13 protein-coding genes and 3 tRNA genes are annotated in these 15954 nt (G+C 64.4%); 13 read left to right on the top strand and 3 right to left on the bottom strand.

Annotation, left to right across the window (positions count from 1 at the left end):
• Positions 1-53 precede the first annotated feature (53 nt).
• From uvrC to G4D77_RS04250, 13 genes are all read left to right on the top strand, one after another.
• The gene (gene uvrC, locus G4D77_RS04310; protein WP_154834699.1) at positions 54-2006 is read left to right on the top strand and encodes an excinuclease ABC subunit UvrC; all 1953 of its coding nucleotides are present in this window, start codon (positions 54-56) and stop codon (positions 2004-2006) included.
• Positions 2007-2083: 77 nt separating this feature from the next.
• Positions 2084-2653: a CDP-diacylglycerol--glycerol-3-phosphate 3-phosphatidyltransferase gene (gene pgsA / locus G4D77_RS04305; protein WP_026062576.1), complete on the top strand. Its 570-nt coding sequence runs from the start codon at positions 2084-2086 to the stop codon at positions 2651-2653.
• 452 nt (positions 2654-3105) lie between these two features.
• Positions 3106-3378, top strand: coding sequence for an HU family DNA-binding protein (locus tag G4D77_RS04300; protein ID WP_012204727.1), 273 nt, complete (start codon positions 3106-3108; stop codon positions 3376-3378).
• Between the two features lie 14 nt (positions 3379-3392).
• A tRNA-Val gene (locus G4D77_RS04295) sits at positions 3393-3468 on the top strand.
• 57 nt (positions 3469-3525) lie between these two features.
• A complete protein-coding gene (locus tag G4D77_RS04290; protein ID WP_016445403.1) occupies positions 3526-5421 on the top strand; it encodes a SurA N-terminal domain-containing protein in 1896 nt (631 codons plus the stop codon).
• 74 nt (positions 5422-5495) lie between these two features.
• Positions 5496-5571, top strand: a tRNA-His gene (locus G4D77_RS04285).
• A 269-nt stretch (positions 5572-5840) separates the two neighbouring features.
• Positions 5841-5916: transfer RNA gene (locus G4D77_RS04280), tRNA-His, on the top strand.
• Between the two features lie 454 nt (positions 5917-6370).
• Positions 6371-6883 (top strand): GspH/FimT family pseudopilin, encoded by a 513-nt coding sequence (locus tag G4D77_RS04275; protein WP_154834698.1) that lies wholly within the window; start codon positions 6371-6373, stop codon positions 6881-6883.
• 23 nt (positions 6884-6906) lie between these two features.
• Positions 6907-7428, top strand: a complete 522-nt coding sequence (gene pilV, locus G4D77_RS04270; RefSeq protein ID WP_227740792.1) for a type IV pilus modification protein PilV — start codon at positions 6907-6909, stop codon at positions 7426-7428.
• A gap of 28 nt (positions 7429-7456) precedes the next feature.
• Positions 7457-8251 (top strand): prepilin-type N-terminal cleavage/methylation domain-containing protein, encoded by a 795-nt coding sequence (locus G4D77_RS04265; protein WP_065346274.1) that lies wholly within the window; start codon positions 7457-7459, stop codon positions 8249-8251.
• A complete protein-coding gene (locus G4D77_RS04260) occupies positions 8248-8841 on the top strand; it encodes a pilus assembly PilX family protein (protein WP_154834696.1) in 594 nt (197 codons plus the stop codon). Before G4D77_RS04265 ends, G4D77_RS04260 begins: the two co-directional genes overlap by 4 nt.
• Before the next feature lie 46 nt (positions 8842-8887).
• The gene (locus tag G4D77_RS04255; protein ID WP_250134257.1) at positions 8888-13336 is read left to right on the top strand and encodes a pilus assembly protein; all 4449 of its coding nucleotides are present in this window, start codon (positions 8888-8890) and stop codon (positions 13334-13336) included.
• A gap of 95 nt (positions 13337-13431) precedes the next feature.
• Positions 13432-13845 (top strand): type IV pilin protein, encoded by a 414-nt coding sequence (locus G4D77_RS04250; RefSeq protein ID WP_213757905.1) that lies wholly within the window; start codon positions 13432-13434, stop codon positions 13843-13845.
• A 20-nt stretch (positions 13846-13865) separates the two neighbouring features.
• Here the strand turns inward: G4D77_RS04250 and G4D77_RS04245 are convergent, their stop codons facing one another.
• The 3 genes from G4D77_RS04245 to ycaC all read right to left on the bottom strand — a co-directional run bounded on the left by G4D77_RS04245 (position 13866) and on the right by ycaC (position 15954).
• Positions 13866-14183, bottom strand: a complete 318-nt coding sequence (locus G4D77_RS04245) for a hypothetical protein (protein WP_154834695.1) — start codon at positions 14181-14183, stop codon at positions 13866-13868.
• 444 nt (positions 14184-14627) lie between these two features.
• Positions 14628-15317: a hydrolase gene (locus G4D77_RS04240; RefSeq protein WP_154834694.1), complete on the bottom strand. Its 690-nt coding sequence runs from the start codon at positions 15315-15317 to the stop codon at positions 14628-14630.
• A 10-nt stretch (positions 15318-15327) separates the two neighbouring features.
• A complete protein-coding gene (gene ycaC / locus G4D77_RS04235; RefSeq protein ID WP_043823485.1) occupies positions 15328-15954 on the bottom strand; it encodes an isochorismate family cysteine hydrolase YcaC in 627 nt (208 codons plus the stop codon).

Genomic DNA, 15954 nt, shown 5'->3' with positions numbered 1-15954 from the left:
CGAGGGCCCGCAGGCCCGCTGCGGCGGGCCCGGGCAGCGGCCACAATAGGCGCATGTCCGAACCCCATTCCGATGAACTGCTGGCCCAGGTGGCAGCGCTGCCGGGCCTGCCCGGCGTCTACCGCTATTTCGACGCGGCAGGCGCGCTGCTGTACGTGGGCAAGGCCATCAACCTCAAGCGCCGCGTCTCCAGCTACTTCACCAAGAACCATGGCGGCACGCGCATAGGCCACATGGTGAGCAAGATCGCCCGCATGGAGACCACGGTGGTGCGCTCCGAGGCCGAGGCCCTGCTGCTCGAAAACAATCTGATCAAGACGCAGCAACCCAAGTACAACATCCTGTTCAGGGACGACAAGAGCTATCCCTATCTGAAGATCACCGGCGTGGCCGCGCGCGACGGCCGGGATGGCGAGCCGGCCCACCAGCTCTTCGCCCGCATGGCCTACTACCGCGGCGCCGTGGACAAGCGCCACCGCTACTTCGGCCCCTATCCCAATGCCTGGGCCGTCAAGGAAAGCATCCAGCTGCTGCAAAAGGTCTTCAGGCTGCGCACCTGCGAGGACACGGTCTTCGCCAACCGCTCGCGGCCCTGCCTGCTCTACCAGATCAAGCGCTGCTCCGGCCCCTGCGTGGACCTGATCTCGCCCGAAGCCTATGCGCTGGATGTGCGCAATGCCGAGGCCATGCTGCGCGGCGAGACCCAGGAACTGCTGCGCCAGCTGGAGGCCCGCATGATGGAGCACGCCGGGCGCATGGAATACGAGCAGGCCGCCGAGGTGCGCAACCAGATGACGGCACTGTCGCGCGTGCTGCACCAGCAGGTCATAGAAACCGCCGACGACCGCGACGTGGACATCCTCGCCGTGAAGGTGCAGGGCGGCCGCGCCTGCGTGAACCTGGCCATGGTGCGCGGCGGCCGCCACCTGGGCGACCGGCCGTACTTTCCCGCCAACCTGGGCGATGCCGCCTCGGTCTACGCCGGCGAGGAAGAGGCCAGTCTTGCCGAGTCCGCGCGGCCGGTCGAGGAGATCGTGCTGGAGGCCTTCATCGCCCAGCACTACACCGGCGTGGCCGTGCCGCCCGTGCTCATCGTCAGCCACCCGGTGGACAAGAAACTGCTGGCGCTGCTGAGCGAGCAAGGCGGCGTGCGCATCACCGCCGTGCAGCAGCCGCGCGAGCAGCGGCGCATCTGGCTGGAGATGGCGCAAAAAAACGCCGACATCCAGATGGCCCGCCTGCTGGCCGAAGAAGGCTCGCAGCAGGCGCGCACGCGCGCGCTGGTCGAGGCGCTGGACCTGGCCTGCGAGAACCTGGACGAACTCACCATCGAATGCTTCGACATCTCGCACACGGCGGGCGAGGCCACGCAGGCCTCCTGCGTGGTCTTCCATCACCACAAGATGCAAAGCAGCGAATACCGGCGCTTCAACATCGAAGGCATCACGGGCGGCGACGACTATGCCGCCATGCGCCAGGTGCTGACGCGCCGCTACAGCCGCGTGGCCGAGGCGCAAAGAGAGGCGGGCGGTGCCGAGCTCACCGGCAAGCAGCCGCAACTGCCGGACCTGGTGCTGGTCGACGGTGGCAAGGGCCAGGTCAGCATGGCGCGCGAAGTCTTCGAGCAGCTGGGGCTCGATGTCTCGCGCATCGTGGGCGTGGAAAAGGGCGAGGGGCGCAAGGTCGGCCTGGAAGAACTGGTCTTTGCCGACGGGCGCGAGAAGATCTACCTGGGCTACGACTCGGCCGCGCTGATGCTGGTGGCCCAGATCCGCGACGAGGCCCACCGCTTCGCCATCACCGGCATGCGCGCGGCGCGCGCCAAGGTGCGCGTGGGCGGCGGCAAGCTCGAGGAGATTCCGGGCGTGGGCCCCAAGAAGCGCGCGCGCCTGCTGCAGCGCTTCGGCGGCGTGCGCGGCGTGTCGGAAGCCACGGTGGAAGACCTGTGCAGCGTGGACGGCATCTCGGCTGCGCTGGCTGAAGATATCTACCGTGCATTGCATTGAAACGACTGTCCCGCGGGCTGCACCGCAGGCCCGCAAACAGAACCTCAAACACCAAGGTACGTGACACAATGGCGGCCATGTTTCTCACAATCCCCACCTTGATGACCTGTACGCGGATCGTCGCGATTCCGCTGATCGTCGGGGTGTTCTATGCGCCTTTCGACGTGGCGACCCGCAACCTGGTCGCCACGGTCATGTTCATCGTCTTCGCGGCCACCGACTGGCTCGACGGCTACCTGGCGCGCAAGCTCAACCAGACATCGGCCTTCGGCGCCTTCCTCGATCCCGTGGCCGACAAGTTCCTGGTCTGCGCCTCGCTGCTGGTGCTGGTGCATCTGCAGCGCACCGATGTGTTCGTGGCCCTGATCATCATCGGCCGCGAGATCGCCATCTCGGCCCTGCGCGAATGGATGGCCCACCTGGGCGCGGGCAAGAGTGTGGCCGTGCACATGCTGGGCAAGCTCAAGACCACGGCGCAGATGGTGGCCATCCCCTTCCTGCTGTACGACGGCCGGGTGTTCGGCATGATCGACACCGGCGTCTGGGGCCAGGTGCTGATCTGGGTGGCCGCCGTGCTCACCGTCTGGTCCATGGTGTACTACCTGCAAAAAGCCCTGCCCGAGATCCGCGCGCGGGTCACGCACTGAGGGCGTTGCGGATCGCTCCCCCAGCCCATGCGCCTGACATGCGGGGCGGTCTGAGGTGCTCTTCTTTTGGAAGCATATGAGTGAGGCAGGGCAGCTGCTGCAGCCTTGCCGGCGCGCAGCGCCAAGGCGCATTGCAGCACTGGCAAGGCCTGCGGCGGGCAAGTCCATTGTCAACCCTTGTCAATTCGTGAAGCCGCTAGCACCCGCTGCGCGCAAAAAACCGGCCGCAAAGCCAAAGCTGGCGCCAAAACCGCATAGAATCGTGCCCTGTCGTTGCGATGCACAGCGTGCATTGACACCTGGAAGGTCGATGGCTTTAATTCACCGATGCCTGCCCCGAGGCAAGCGTCGAACGGCAAGCCAGATTCCGTATCCGTCGCGCCGGGTTTCTGGTCGCGCCAAGTTGGTGGCCGCAGAGACATTCCATTCACTTATTTCTCCAGAGGCATCTTGTGAATAAAACCGAACTGATTGAGCACATCGCTAACAACGCCGACATCTCCAAGGCTGCGGCTGCTCGCGCACTGGATTCCACGATTGAGGCTGTGAAGAAAACCCTCAAAAAGGGTGGTACAGTGTCGCTCGTTGGTTTTGGTACATTCGCCGTTGGCAAGCGCGCCGCCCGCACGGGCCGCAACCCCCGCACCGGCGAGACCATCAAGATCAAGGCCGCCAAGGTTCCCAAGTTCCGTCCGGGCAAGGCATTGAAGGATGCCCTGAACTGACACCAGTCAAGGTGGGGTGCTTAGCTCAGTTGGTAGAGCGGCGCCCTTACAAGGCGTAGGTCGGCGGTTCGACCCCGTCAGCACCCACCAAGAACAAAAGGCGAACGAAAGTTCGCCTTTTCTATTTCTGCCACTGAAAGACAGACCATGTTCGAATCCATCCGCAAGCATTCCAAGTTCGTGATGATCTTGTTGTTCTTGCTGATCATTCCCTCGTTCATCTTCGTGGGGGTCAACCAGAACTACTTCACCGAATCCAGCGTGATCGTCGCGCGTGTGGATGGACATGAGATCAAACAGGCCGACTGGGAGAACGCGCACCGCATGGAAAGCGACCGCCTGCGCGCCGAGAACCCCAACGTCGACCCCAAGCTGCTGGATTCGCCGCAGGCGCGCTACGCCACGCTGGAGAAGATGGTGCGTGACCAGGTGCTGGCCGCTGCCGTGCAGAAGATGCACCTGGCCGCATCCGATGCACAGCTGGTGCGCACGCTGCAGGAGATTCCCGCGATTGCCGCGCTCAAGAAGCCGGATGGCTCCATGGATGCCGAAGCCTACCGCGCCCTGGTCGGATCGCAGGGCCTGACGCCTGAGGGCTTCGAGGCCAATCTGCGCCGCGAACTGTCCATGAACCAGGTGATGGGTGGCGTCACGGGCACGGCCTTTGCGACCGACGCCCAGGTCAAGCAGGCCATCGATGCGTTGTACCAGCGCCGCGAAGTGCAGGTGGCACGCTTCGAAGCCAGCGCCTACGCCAGCAAGGTCCAGCCCACCGAGGCCGACCTCAAGGCCTACTACGACGCCCACACCAGCCAGTTCCAGCAACTGGAGCAGGCCAAGGTGGAATACCTGCTGCTGGATGTGCCCAGCATCGAGGCCGGCATCACGCTGAGCGAAGACGATGTGCGTTCCTACTACAACCAGAACGCCGAGCGCCTGGCCGGTCCCGAGGAGCGCCGCGCCAGCCACATCCTGATCAACGCATCCAAGGATGCCCCCGCGGCAGAGCAGGAGAAAGCCAAGGCCAAGGCCGAGGAATTGCTGGCCGAGCTGCGCAAGGACCCCAAGCGCTTCGCCGAGCTGGCCAAGGCCAACTCGCAGGACGGCGGCTCCGCTGCATCGGGTGGCGACCTGGGCTACTTCGGCCGTGGTGCCATGGTCAAGCCGTTCGAGGACGCAGCCTTCGGCATGAAGGTCGGCGACATCAGCGACGTGGTGCACAGCGACTTCGGCTACCACATCATCTCGCTGGTGGACATCAAGAAGCCCAAGGCGCCGAGCTTCGAGCAGATGCGTCCCAAGCTGGAGGCTGAACTCAAGCAGCAGCAGGCGCAGCGCAAGTTCGCCGAACTGGCGGAAGGCTTCTCCAACGCGGTCTACGAGCAGTCGGACAGCCTGCAGCCCGTGGCCGAGAAGTTCAAGCTCACCGTGCAAAAGGCAGACCATGTGACGCGCCAGCCCGGCCCCAACGTCAAGGGCCCCCTGGCCAATCCCCGTTTCCTGGAGGCGCTGTTCTCCAGCGATTCGCTCAACAACAAGCGCAACACCGATGCGGTGGAGCTGGGTTCCAACCAGTTGGTGGCCGGCCGCGTGGTGGAGTACACGCCTGCCCGCACGCTGCCCATGGCCGAGGTCGGCGACAAGCTGCGCACCCTGTATGTGGCGCAAAAATCCGCCGAACTGGCCAAGGCCGATGGCGAAGCCAAGCTCGCCGCATGGAAGGCCAAGCCTGACGCGGCGCAATTGCCCGCAGCCAAGGTGATCAGCCGTGACCAGCCCGAAGGCCAGTCGCGCGAAGTGGTGGACGCTGCCCTGCGTGCGCCTACGGCCCAGCTGCCTGCGTGGACGGGTGTTGACCTGGGCGCGCAAGGCTATGCCGTGGTCAAGATCAACCGCATCGTCGAGCGTCCGGCCGATGATGCGCAGGCGGCTGCCGCGCAGAAGCAGGACTTCCTGCGAAGCTCGGCCGTGGCGGAAGCTATGGCATACTACGAGCTTCTCAAGAAACAGCTCAAGGTGCAGATCAAGGTCCCGCGCCCCTGATGAGGGAAATTTCTAGAAAAACAGAAATTTCAGAAATCAAGCAGTTTTTTGGAATAAAATAGCGTTCTTCTACGGTGGCTGTAGCTCAGTTGGTAGAGTCCAGGATTGTGATTCCTGTTGTCGTGGGTTCGAGCCCCATCAGCCACCCCAAATAAAAAAATCCCCAAAGCAGAAATGCTCTGGGGATTTTTGCTTTGGGCGGCAGGGGGACTGCTTGTGCCCGGCAGCTTGTCCCCGGCAGCTTCAGGTGCGCCGGACAAGGTCCCTGCCGGCTGTGGCTGCATGGAGGATGGCGCCATCCTGCCCTTTGCCCGCTTCCCTCGATGCGCCGTTGTTCATGCTGCACCCGATCCGTCACGCAACACCTGTTCCAAAGCATTTGTCTGCTGGTTTTTGGCATATAATCGAATGCTTCAACGGTGGCTGTAGCTCAGTTGGTAGAGTCCAGGATTGTGATTCCTGTTGTCGTGGGTTCGAGCCCCATCAGCCACCCCAAACAAGAAAATCCCCAGTGCAGAAATGCACTGGGGATTTTTGCTTTGGGCGCAAACTTTATCTTCCTCGGGCTGGAAGCAGACGGGATATTCGCATCGCCAATTGCGCTGCGGCTGGATTGCGGCCGCTCATGCTGCGGTGGATTTTCAGGCGCTTGGTGCGAGGCCTGCCTCCTGACTTCGGGACCTGCCGTATCGCCACCGTGGCCATGCCATGCCCGTTGCGCGGGCCGTCCCGCCGAGCTTGCGTGCACGGACGGCGGGCCGGGCTTGCTGGATGGGGTGTTGCGCTTTGCGCAGGTTTTTATAAGACAAGTCCTATATTTGCCCCATAACCTGTGTCAATAGGTGTTCCAAATTGCCTTTGCATTACGATTGCAAACATCAATCAAGAGCAATGGCGCAGGGCTTGCAGGCCTGTCGCATGGTTCCCCGGCAACGAGAAGCACGCTTGCATGAAAAACCCCGGTCACACGCGCAACGGCTGTCCAGGCGGCACATGGCAATGGCCCCGTGGCTTCACCCTCATCGAGATGATGGTGGTGGTGGCGCTGGTCGCGATTCTGGCCGCTCTGGCCGCTCCTTCCTTCATCGTCCAAATAGCCAACCAGCGCGTCAGCTCGGCTGCGCTCGAGTTGCAGTCGTTGCTGCAGCTGGCTCGCTCCGAAGCGGTCTACAAACGGGTGGAAAGCAGCTTCGTGGGCGCGGGGCAGACATGGTCCGCCAAGTCGGGAGGGCAGCTGGTGCGCGAGGCCCGGGTGCCTGATGCCGTGACCGTGTCGCCCTCCGGTGATTCTTCGCAGGGCGTCCTGTTCGAAACCACGGGGACCGCCAGGCAGTTCTCCGGCGCCAGCACGCTGTACACGCTGACCGTCACGGCTCGCCATGCCACGCGCATGCACTGCCTGAGAGTGACTCGCGCCGGGCTTGTGCGCCAGCAGCGGCTGCCTGCCGGCGGCAGTTGCTGATGCGCGTGCAACGGGTCTGCAACATGTCCATTCCTTTTCCTTCTCGCAGTCAAAGCGGCGCAGGCCTTATCGAGGTACTCGTCGCCGTGCTGCTGGTGGCCGTGGGGCTGCTGGGCGCCGTGCGCATCCATGTGCGTGCCATTGAATACACCGTGGATACCGAGCGGCGCCAGATGGCATCCATGCTGGCTTCCGAACTGCTGGAGACCCTGCGGGGGGATACGGCCACGGTCCTGGACGCGAAGGGCTCGCCCGTGGCGGAGCTGGGCGGCTACCAGAAGCTGGAGGGTGCGGCGATGCCCGCGGCCCCTGCGGCCTGCCAGCCTTTGCCGCAGCCGCGGGAGCAGCGCCTGGCCTGCTGGGGCGACCGGGCCCGCAAGCTGGTGCCCGATCTCACCGCGGACCGCATCGACAGCTCCTTCGCCGTGAGCGCCGATGCCGATGGCCTGGTGTCCGTGACGGTGGCCTGGCCGGTCAAGAAAGGCCAATGTCTGGATGGAAGCGACAATGAATTTTGCACATTCACGCTGCGGTCGCGGCTTTGAGCGCGGGCCGGGCGCATGGGCGTGCCGCATGCGCATGCCGTCCCAGGCGGGCATGTCCCTGGTGGAGATTATGGTGGCGCTGGCCATCGGCCTGTTCCTCGTGCTGATTGCCACCACCATCTACATGCAGGGGCTGTCGAGCTTCGGTTTTCGCGTGGGGCAGAGCGAGAACCTCGGCAACAGCCGGCTGGCGCTTGCCGTGCTGGACTCCGAGTTCTCCAAGGCAGGCTACAGGAGAGACCCTTCGCAGGCGATGTTCGACGCATTTCCTGCCGATTCGTCGCCCCATCCCAACGGCTGCCAGTTCGCCCAGGGACAGGCGCTCTACGCAGCTGACACGCAGAGCATCTGCCTTCGCTTCCAGCCCCGGGACGCTGCGGAAACCGATTGTGCGGGCACGCCCGCGAACCTGGGAGCCGCCGGCCCCTATGACGCTCCGGCGCCGGCGACCGGCATGTTCGCGGAGAAATACACCGTCGAAAGTGGTGTGCTGGTCTGCCGGGCAGCGCAGGAGGTTGTGCCGCTTGCCGATGGCGTGCGGGCGGTGCATTTCGAGTTCGGCATCGATCGGCAGACAGCGCCCGGCGCGATACGCCGGGTCGATGCCTTCGCGGCCACGTTGCCCGGGCAGCAGGAAGCCATCCGTTCCCTGCGCCTTGCCCTCTTGCTGGAAAGCTCCGGCAAGGTGACGCAGGGCATGGCTTCCACCGTCTGCGAGCGTTGGGCGCAACTGGGCGGCGCCGCGGCCCGATGCGATGCGAATGCCGGCGCCCTGCTGCAACTGGCCACCGGCACGCTCACCCTGAGGAATCTGATGCCATGACCGCGCTGATCGGAGCCCGGAGCCGCCGCTGCATGTCCTGTGTCCTGCAGGGGCGCCAGCGCGGCAATGCCTTGCTGGTGTCCATGATCATGCTGCTGCTGGTGTTGTTGCTGGCGGTGGTCGGCATGCGCGTGGCCACGCTGGAGGCGCGCATCGCCGCCAACATGGTGGATAGCCAGCGGCTGTATGAAACCGCGGATGGCACGCTGCGAGAAGGCGAGCGCAAGCTGCTGGAGCATGCCGTCGCACTCAAGCCCTGCAATGGCGCCGGCACTCCGGTGGCCGAGGGCAGCGGCATTCCCTGCTCGGTGTCCGATGTGCGTACGGACTCCATCGGGCTCGGCACGGATTTCCGCACGACCAAGGCCAAGGCGGCCGGGTTTCAGAAGCCCGATGGGTACTGGTATCCCCGATACATCACGACCGCCTGTCCCAAGTCGGGTAGTGCGACGTCCGCGCTGGATGCACCCGCCACCGGCTGCACGGACTTCTATGAGGTCAATGCCCAGGCCACGGAAAAGTCGCAGGCCCAGGCCTGCGGAGCGGATGCGCTGTGCCTGCGGTCCAGCGTCAACATGTTCATAAAGTAAGCAGGGGGAGGGAGCTTCAATGGCTCGCATTGCAAGTTGGAAAACCATGCATGGCCCGATGGCCATGGCGCTGGCGCTGTGGACGTGCGCCCTGGCCAGTACGCCGGCGCAGGCCCAGGGGCGTGCGGACACCGTGCTGTCCCAGATGCCGCTGTTCGTGAACCAGGCGCTGGCGCCCTTGAACATGCTGGTGATGGGGCGTGACCACAAGCTGTACTACGAGGCCTACAACGATGCCTCCGACCTCAACGGAGACGGTGTGATCGATGTCGGGTACAAGCCGGACCAGATCGACTACTACGGCTACTTCAACAACAACGTCTGCTACAGCTATTCCAAGGGTGTTTTCGTGCCCTCGCAGGCAGCGACCGGAAGCAACAGGAAAAAGTGCTCGAACAACTGGAGTGGCGACTTCCTGAACTATCTGGCCACATCGCGCATGGACGCCATACGCCGCGTGCTCTATGGCGGCATGCGTGCGGAGGACACGGCTTCGCGCACCGTTTTGCAGACCGCCTACATTCCCAGGGATGCGCACAGCTGGGGCAAGGCCTATGACCCTGCGCGGGATCTCGGGGTCTACAGCATTTCGGACTATGCGCCGCTGCGCCCGCCGGCGGCCGGCACGCGCCATCTGTTTGCCGTCACCACGCTGGGGGAGGCCGCTGGCGTCATCACGCAGTTGCGCGTGCTCAATGACTCCTCGTTCCAGATCTGGGATTGGGTGTCCCAGGAGGGCTTTGCAGGGCAGAGCAACTGTGCAGGCAGCAATTCGTGCGCGCGAGGCAGCAGCAGGATCACCGACTACAACCTGCTTGTGGAGGCCTGCTCCAGCAGCAATGTCCAGTTGCTCGAGGCCAGCTGCAAGGCCTATCCCAACGGCGGCAAGACCATCTACAAGCCCACGGGGCTGCTGCACGACTTCGGAGAGAACGGGAAGATGTACTTCGGCCTGCTCACAGGCTCGTACGAGAAAAACATCGCCGGCGGCGTGCTGCGTCGCAATATCAGCAATTTCGCAGAGGAAGTCGACCCTCAGACGGGCCAGTTCAGGACGGGTGTCAATGGCGTGGTCGCCAACATAGACCGCCAGCGCCTGATCGGCTACACCGGCGGCAAATACGTGGAATGCGGCTGGATCACGTCCGGCCCCATCAGTTCGCTGGACAAGCCTTCGAAGTGCGCCATGTGGGGCAATCCCATCAGCGAAATGATGTTCGAGGCCATGCGCTATTTCGGCGGCGCGTCCCAGGCCCTCGACATCTATGACTACGCCGGCGGCTCCTCCAAGGATGCGTCCCTGGGCCTGTCCAAGCCCGCCTGGGAAACGCCCTACAGGGCCAAGGCCGAAGGCGGGGGCGGCTACCAGTACTGCTCCCGTCCCGTCATGACGGTGCTCAGCGACATCAATCCCTCCTACGACGGCAAGCTGCCCGGCAGCCGCTACGCGAGCGTCGGCGCCAGCGCCCTCAATGGCTTCAATGTCTCTGACGAGGTGGCGGCCATCGGCTCGGCCGAGCGCATAGACGGGAAGAACTTCTTCATCGGCCAGTCAACATCGGCCAATGCCGACCAGGCTCCTTCGGTCAAGACCATTGCAGACCTGTCCTGGGCGCGCGGCCTGTCTCCCGAGGAGCCCAGCAAGGAAGGCACCTACTATGCGGCCGGGGTGGCCCGTTTCGGCGCCAGGAATGCCATCTTCGGCAACAGCCAGGGCAAGAATGCGTTGAGGACCTACTCCGTGGCCATTGCGTCACCGCTGCCGGAAATACGCTTTCCGATCGGCGGCAAACGCTTTGTGACCATTGCGCCGTTTGCCAAGACCGTCTCCGGCAGTGCCGGCGGCAGCACCGTGAACAATGCGGTCTTCACGCCGACCAACCAGATCGTCGACTACTACGTGGTCAACATTGCCAACACGGGCAAGGCGGACATCGATGCCTCGGTCAATGGCGGGCGGCCCTATGCGGAGTTCCGCATCAACTACGAGGACGTGGAGCAGGGCGCCGACCATGACATGGACGCCATCGCGCGCTACACGGTCGCGCTGCAGGCCGATGACAAGGTGAAGATCGACATGGTGTCCGAATACGCCGCTGGCGGCCTGGGACAGCACATGGGCTATGTGATCTCGGGCACCACCAAGGACGGCATGTACCTGGAGGTGCGTGACAAGGACACGGCCTCGGCCTACTACGCCTACAACACGCCCCCCAATCGCGATCCGGGCTACTGCCGGGGCAGCATCTCGGCACAGCAGCGCACCGAATGCTCGAACCTGGGGCTCACGGCCACCCGCAGCTTCACTCCCGGCAATGCGACCGACGCGGGCAGCTTCCTGAAGGGACCGCTGTGGTATGCCGCCAAGTACGGTGTGCCGGACCGCGACCCCTCCAAGATCACGGGAGATCCGGACAACTATTTTCTGGTGACCAATGCCGGCACGCTCAAGGAGCAATTGACCAAGGCGTTCAACGACATCCTGCAGAGCATCAGTTCCGTGACGGCGGTCAGCGTGGACATGCCCACTGCGACACTGGGCGAAGGCGCCGACCTGTACCGGACCACGTTCGAGGTCCAGTACTGGAGCGGCGACGTCATCCGCGAGAAGCTCACCACCAGCGACAGAACGCTGGTCTGGAGCGCGGCGGAACTCCTGTCGGTGCGGTCCGCCGATGACCGCAAGATCTACTACCCCAGCAGGACCGGCAGTGCCGTGTCGCTGAGCCCTTTCACGTACTCCAGTCTCAGCGGGCAGCGCTCCGATGCGTCCTGGCTGGCCGTGCTCAACACGGACCCGGCCACGAACTCCGCCGATGGCCAGGCAAAAAAGCGCATCGAGTTCCTGCGTGGCGAGGTGCGCGATGACTTGCGCGTGCGCAAGCCCCTGGCCAGCGGAAAGCCCAATGTGCTGGGCGATATCGTCAATTCCTCGCTGGTGCGGGTCAAGGGCGGCCTGTACCGCGCCTCTGCCGCGGACAAGCTGGAGGGCAGCACCGCCTATGCCGCCTTTGCCGCGAAACAGGCTGCCAAGGAGATGCTGTATGTGGGCGCCAACGACGGCATGCTGCACGCCTTCGACGCGGCATCGGGCAAGGAGGAGTTCGCCTTCATTCCATCGGGCGTGAAGGATTCGCTCAATGTCCTGGCATCCCGGTATGGCGCGGGCGGCGCTCCTCACCGCTACTTCGTGGACGGGACGCCCGTGGTCTCGGATGTCTACTTCGGCAACGCCTGGCACAGGGTGCTGGTCGGCAGCCTGGGCGCGGGCGGGCGGCAGGTCTTCGCGCTGGACGTCACGGACCCCACCTCCCCCCGGTTGCTGTGGGAGTTCGGGGTTGAACAGGACGAACGCATGGGTTACTCGATGCCCGCGCCTGTCGTGGCGCGGCTCAACGACGCCGGCCGGTCCAAGGGCCGGTGGGTGGTATTCCTGTCCAATGGCTACCAGGCGTCGAACAGCACCTCCGGCGAGTCCAGCCTGTTTGTGCTGGATGTCTCCAGTGGCGAGGTCATCCGGCGCTTTGATTTCGCGGCAGGCATGACGGCCGCGGAGCTGAACGCGCTGCCTGCGCCGAAAAACGGCCTGTCGCGTGCCGCCGTGGTGGACAACAACGGCGATGGCAAGGTGGACGTGGCCTATGCCGGTGATCTTGCGGGCAATGTTTGGCGCGTGGACCTGGCCAGTGGTGCCAGCGGCTCATGGAATGCGCAACTGTTCTTTGTGGCACGCGAGTCCGAACGCAGCGGCGGCAAGCGGCTGTCCATCACCACCGCACCCTACGTGGTGCGGCACTCCAGCGGCAAGGGCGATGTGGTGGCCTTCGGCACGGGCCGCTTCATGACGGATGACGACAAGCTGGACATGCGCCGGCAATCGGTGTTCGGCGTCTGGGATCGCTACGGCACACCCGCCACGGCGGCGCCGCAGCCGCTGCCTACCGCCGGCAAGGGGCGCGGGGATCTGCAGGCCCAGCAGTTCACCCAGGTGAGCGGCTTTCCGGGCAAGTTCGCCCTGTCGGCCAACCCGGTCACCTGGTACAAGGACGCCACCAGCACCGCCGACTCCAATGTGCACAGCTGGGGCTGGTACGTGGATCTGCCGCGCGATGGAGAAAGACTGGTCTACGACATGAGCCTGTACGGGCGGGGACTGGTGTTCACCTCCATCCGGCCACCGCTGGGCGACCCCTGCTCCGCAGGCCTGGCCAGCACGATCTACGCCATCGATCCCGACACCGGGGGCAAGACCGACTATGTCGCCTTCGATGTGAACGGCGACGGCATCTTCAACGCCGCCGACAACCTGGCAGGCCAGCAGGTCAACGGCTACGAGGTGGGGCCGGGCAAGCCCACCATCAGCGGCGCGAAGATCTTCGACTCCAGCGGAAAGCAAAGCGGGGCAGGAGGCGCAGGCAAGAGCGGGGGTGACGATATCAACAGCGGAGTGGACCGGGGGCGACAGAGCTGGCGCCGCCAGCCAGCGAACCCGTGACCGCCATCCCATCCACTACACACCCATCCACTACACACAGGGGCCTGCCGGCCCCGGCCGTCTGGCTGGCCCTGCGGGCCCCCGAGGAGAAATGCGTGCGCAGCAAGCTACATGGATTCACGCTGATCGAGCTGATGATCACGGTGGCGGTGGTCGCCATTCTTTCGGCGATCGCCTACCCCTCCTACCAGGAATACGTGCTGCGATCGCGGCGCGTGGAGGCGCAAAGCCTGCTGGGCGAGGCCGCCGCCCGGCAGGAGCGCTGGCGGGCGCAGAACGGCGGCTACACAAGCTCCGTCGCCAACCTCAGACTGCCCTGGGGGGACAAGTCCGAGAACGGCCACTACACCCTGACGATGGCCACGACCGCCAATGACGGCGGCTACACGCTCAAGGCCACGCGCACCGGCCGCCAGGCATCGGACAGGCGCTGCGGCGACTACACCCTGAACGCCCTGGGCGTGAAGGGCATCTCGCCCCTGGGAACGGTGGAGGACTGCTGGCGCTGAGCGCCACCGGGGCCGGGGCCTCAGTCCTGCGCCTCATCCACAAATTCCACCATGGCCGCCGACACCTCGAACTGCTGCTGCACAAAGCCCAGCATGCGGTAGTAGTTGCTGTCGGTGCGGCCGTAGGCAAGCGCCCCCAGCCGGATGGCGGCCGCCGCCATGTTCCAGTGCTGGGCGAAGGCCTCGCGCTCCATGGGCCCCGCTGCGCGCAGGCGCCTGATGTGCTCCAGCGCCAGTTCCACGGCCAGCTCCACATCGGCATCGGTGCCGTCGTCGTCGTAGTTGGCGTTGTCGTGTTCGCCTGCCACGCGCACCAGGAATTCCAGGGATCGCTGCATGAAGGCCAGCGCGGTCCGCATGGTGCAGTGGGGCCTGCGATGCCTGCGGCAAGCCTTGGCTTTTCCCGCTTGGCGAGTGGTGAGGGAAGGGGGTGGTCGGGAAGCGGGTGAAGATGCGGTCATCGCTTGGCTCCTACTGGATTCAAGGAAGCCACCCGCACCGCTTCGACACGAGACGGGTGGACGGGATGTTCGAAGCACGTCAGTAGCCGTGCGGGCGTCCTCACGGAGAGCCCCATCCCGCCCAAAACCGTTGGAAGGGGCGTGCACAGGCACGTCCGCCTCAGGAATTCGGGCATGACAGAACCCCGCTTGACGTTGGGGGTCGCAAACGCTACTGGTAAGGTGCTTCGACACACCGGGCCTTTCGGCTTGGTGACAAGTGTAATGACTTCTGCCCCTGACCTGGGCAAGCGGCCTTGTACCCGTGCCGTACTACCGCGGTCAGGTGCGTTGCGAATCCAGCTGCTCACCGTTCCTGGCCACTTCCTGCGCCTTGGAGTAGCTTTCGATCAGCAACTGGTACGGCGGGAAGACTGCGCTGTAGGCCTGCGCCCACTGCAACGCGTCCTCACGGTTCCAGGTCTTTTGCACCTCCGAGCACACCGCCGCCGTGTCCATCGGCACGACACCAGCCTGCACGATGCGCGCCAGCGTGATTTCCTGCGCCATTTTCGAGTAGGTCCCCGAGGCGTCGATCACCGCGAAGACCTGGTAGCCCTCATGCACTGCGGCGATGCTGGGGAAGGCCATGCAGACGCTGGTGATCGTCCCCGCGATGATGAGCTGCCTGCGCCCGGTGGCCTTGACGGCAGCGACGAACTCCGGGTTGTCCCAGGCGTTGATCTCGCCCTTGCGCGCCACGTACCGGGCATGCGGGGCGTACTGGTGGATCTCGGGGATCAAGGGGCCGTTCGGACCCTGCGGCACCGATGCGGTGGTGATGACCGGGATCTTCGCCAGTGTCGCTACCTTGGCGAGCGTGGTGACATTGGCACGCACCTCGGTGAAGGGCATGTCCTTGATGGTCTGGAACAGGCCGCTTTGATGGTCGATCAGCAGCATCGCGACATTGTCGGGATCGATGACCGGGCGGGCGCCGTTGAAGTTGGCGATGGTTTGGGGTGTGCTCACGGTCTTCTCCTCAATTGCCCTGGGTGAGCATGGTGTGGCTCGTGATCAGGTTGCGGTAGTCGGGGATGTGGTTGGAAAACAGAGTGCCCAGCCCCTGCACGTCGTTGCGCCAGTCGCGGTGCAGTTCGCAGGCAGCGCCGAACCAGCTCATCAGTTGCACGCCGGCCTGCGACATGCGATTCCACGCCGCATCGCGGGTGATGGAGTTGAAGGTGCCGGAGGCGTCAGTGATCACGAAGACGTCGAAGCCTTCCTCGATGGCCGACAGTGCGGGGAAGGCCACGCACACCTCGGTCACCACGCCGGCGATGATGAGTTGCTTCTTGCCCGTGGCCTTCACGGCCTTGACGAAGTCCTCGTTGTCCCAGGCGTTGATGTTGCCGGGCCGGGCGATGTAGGGCGCCTGGGGAAACTGGCTCTTGAGCTCCGGCACCAGCGGTCCGTTGGGACCGTTCTCGAAGCTGGTCGTCAGGATGGTGGGCAGCTTGAAATAGCTGGCGATGTCGGCCAGCGCCAGCACGTTGTTCTTGAACTTGTCCGGGTCGATGTCGCGTACAAGGGATAGCAGGCCGGTCTGGTGGTCTACCAGCAGCACGGCGGCGTTGTCCTTGTCCAGGCGGACGTAGGGCTTGGTCAT

Source organism: Delftia sp. WY8 (assembly GCF_018437695.1).
In the GTDB taxonomy this organism is placed as follows: Bacteria; Pseudomonadota; Gammaproteobacteria; order Burkholderiales; family Burkholderiaceae_C; genus Comamonas; species Comamonas tsuruhatensis.
This window is presented reverse-complemented; position numbering and strand designations above follow the sequence as displayed.

Excerpts from the sequence above, each read along its gene's own strand:
- uvrC (WP_154834699.1), top strand. The coding sequence starts at position 54 with ATGTCCGAACCCCATTCCGATGAACTGCTGGCCCAGGTGGCAGCGCTG.
- pgsA (WP_026062576.1), top strand. The coding sequence starts at position 2,084 with ATGTTTCTCACAATCCCCACCTTGATGACCTGTACGCGGATCGTCGCG.
- G4D77_RS04290 (WP_016445403.1), top strand. The coding sequence starts at position 3,526 with ATGTTCGAATCCATCCGCAAGCATTCCAAGTTCGTGATGATCTTGTTG.
- G4D77_RS04275 (WP_154834698.1), top strand. The coding sequence starts at position 6,371 with ATGAAAAACCCCGGTCACACGCGCAACGGCTGTCCAGGCGGCACATGG.
- pilV (WP_227740792.1), top strand. The coding sequence starts at position 6,907 with ATGTCCATTCCTTTTCCTTCTCGCAGTCAAAGCGGCGCAGGCCTTATC.
- G4D77_RS04265 (WP_065346274.1), top strand. The coding sequence starts at position 7,457 with ATGCGCATGCCGTCCCAGGCGGGCATGTCCCTGGTGGAGATTATGGTG.
- G4D77_RS04260 (WP_154834696.1), top strand. The coding sequence starts at position 8,248 with ATGACCGCGCTGATCGGAGCCCGGAGCCGCCGCTGCATGTCCTGTGTC.
- G4D77_RS04255 (WP_250134257.1), top strand. The coding sequence starts at position 8,888 with ATGCATGGCCCGATGGCCATGGCGCTGGCGCTGTGGACGTGCGCCCTG.
- G4D77_RS04245 (WP_154834695.1), bottom strand. The coding sequence starts at position 14,183 with ATGCAGCGATCCCTGGAATTCCTGGTGCGCGTGGCAGGCGAACACGAC.
- ycaC (WP_043823485.1), bottom strand. The coding sequence starts at position 15,954 with ATGACCAAGCCCTACGTCCGCCTGGACAAGGACAACGCCGCCGTGCTG.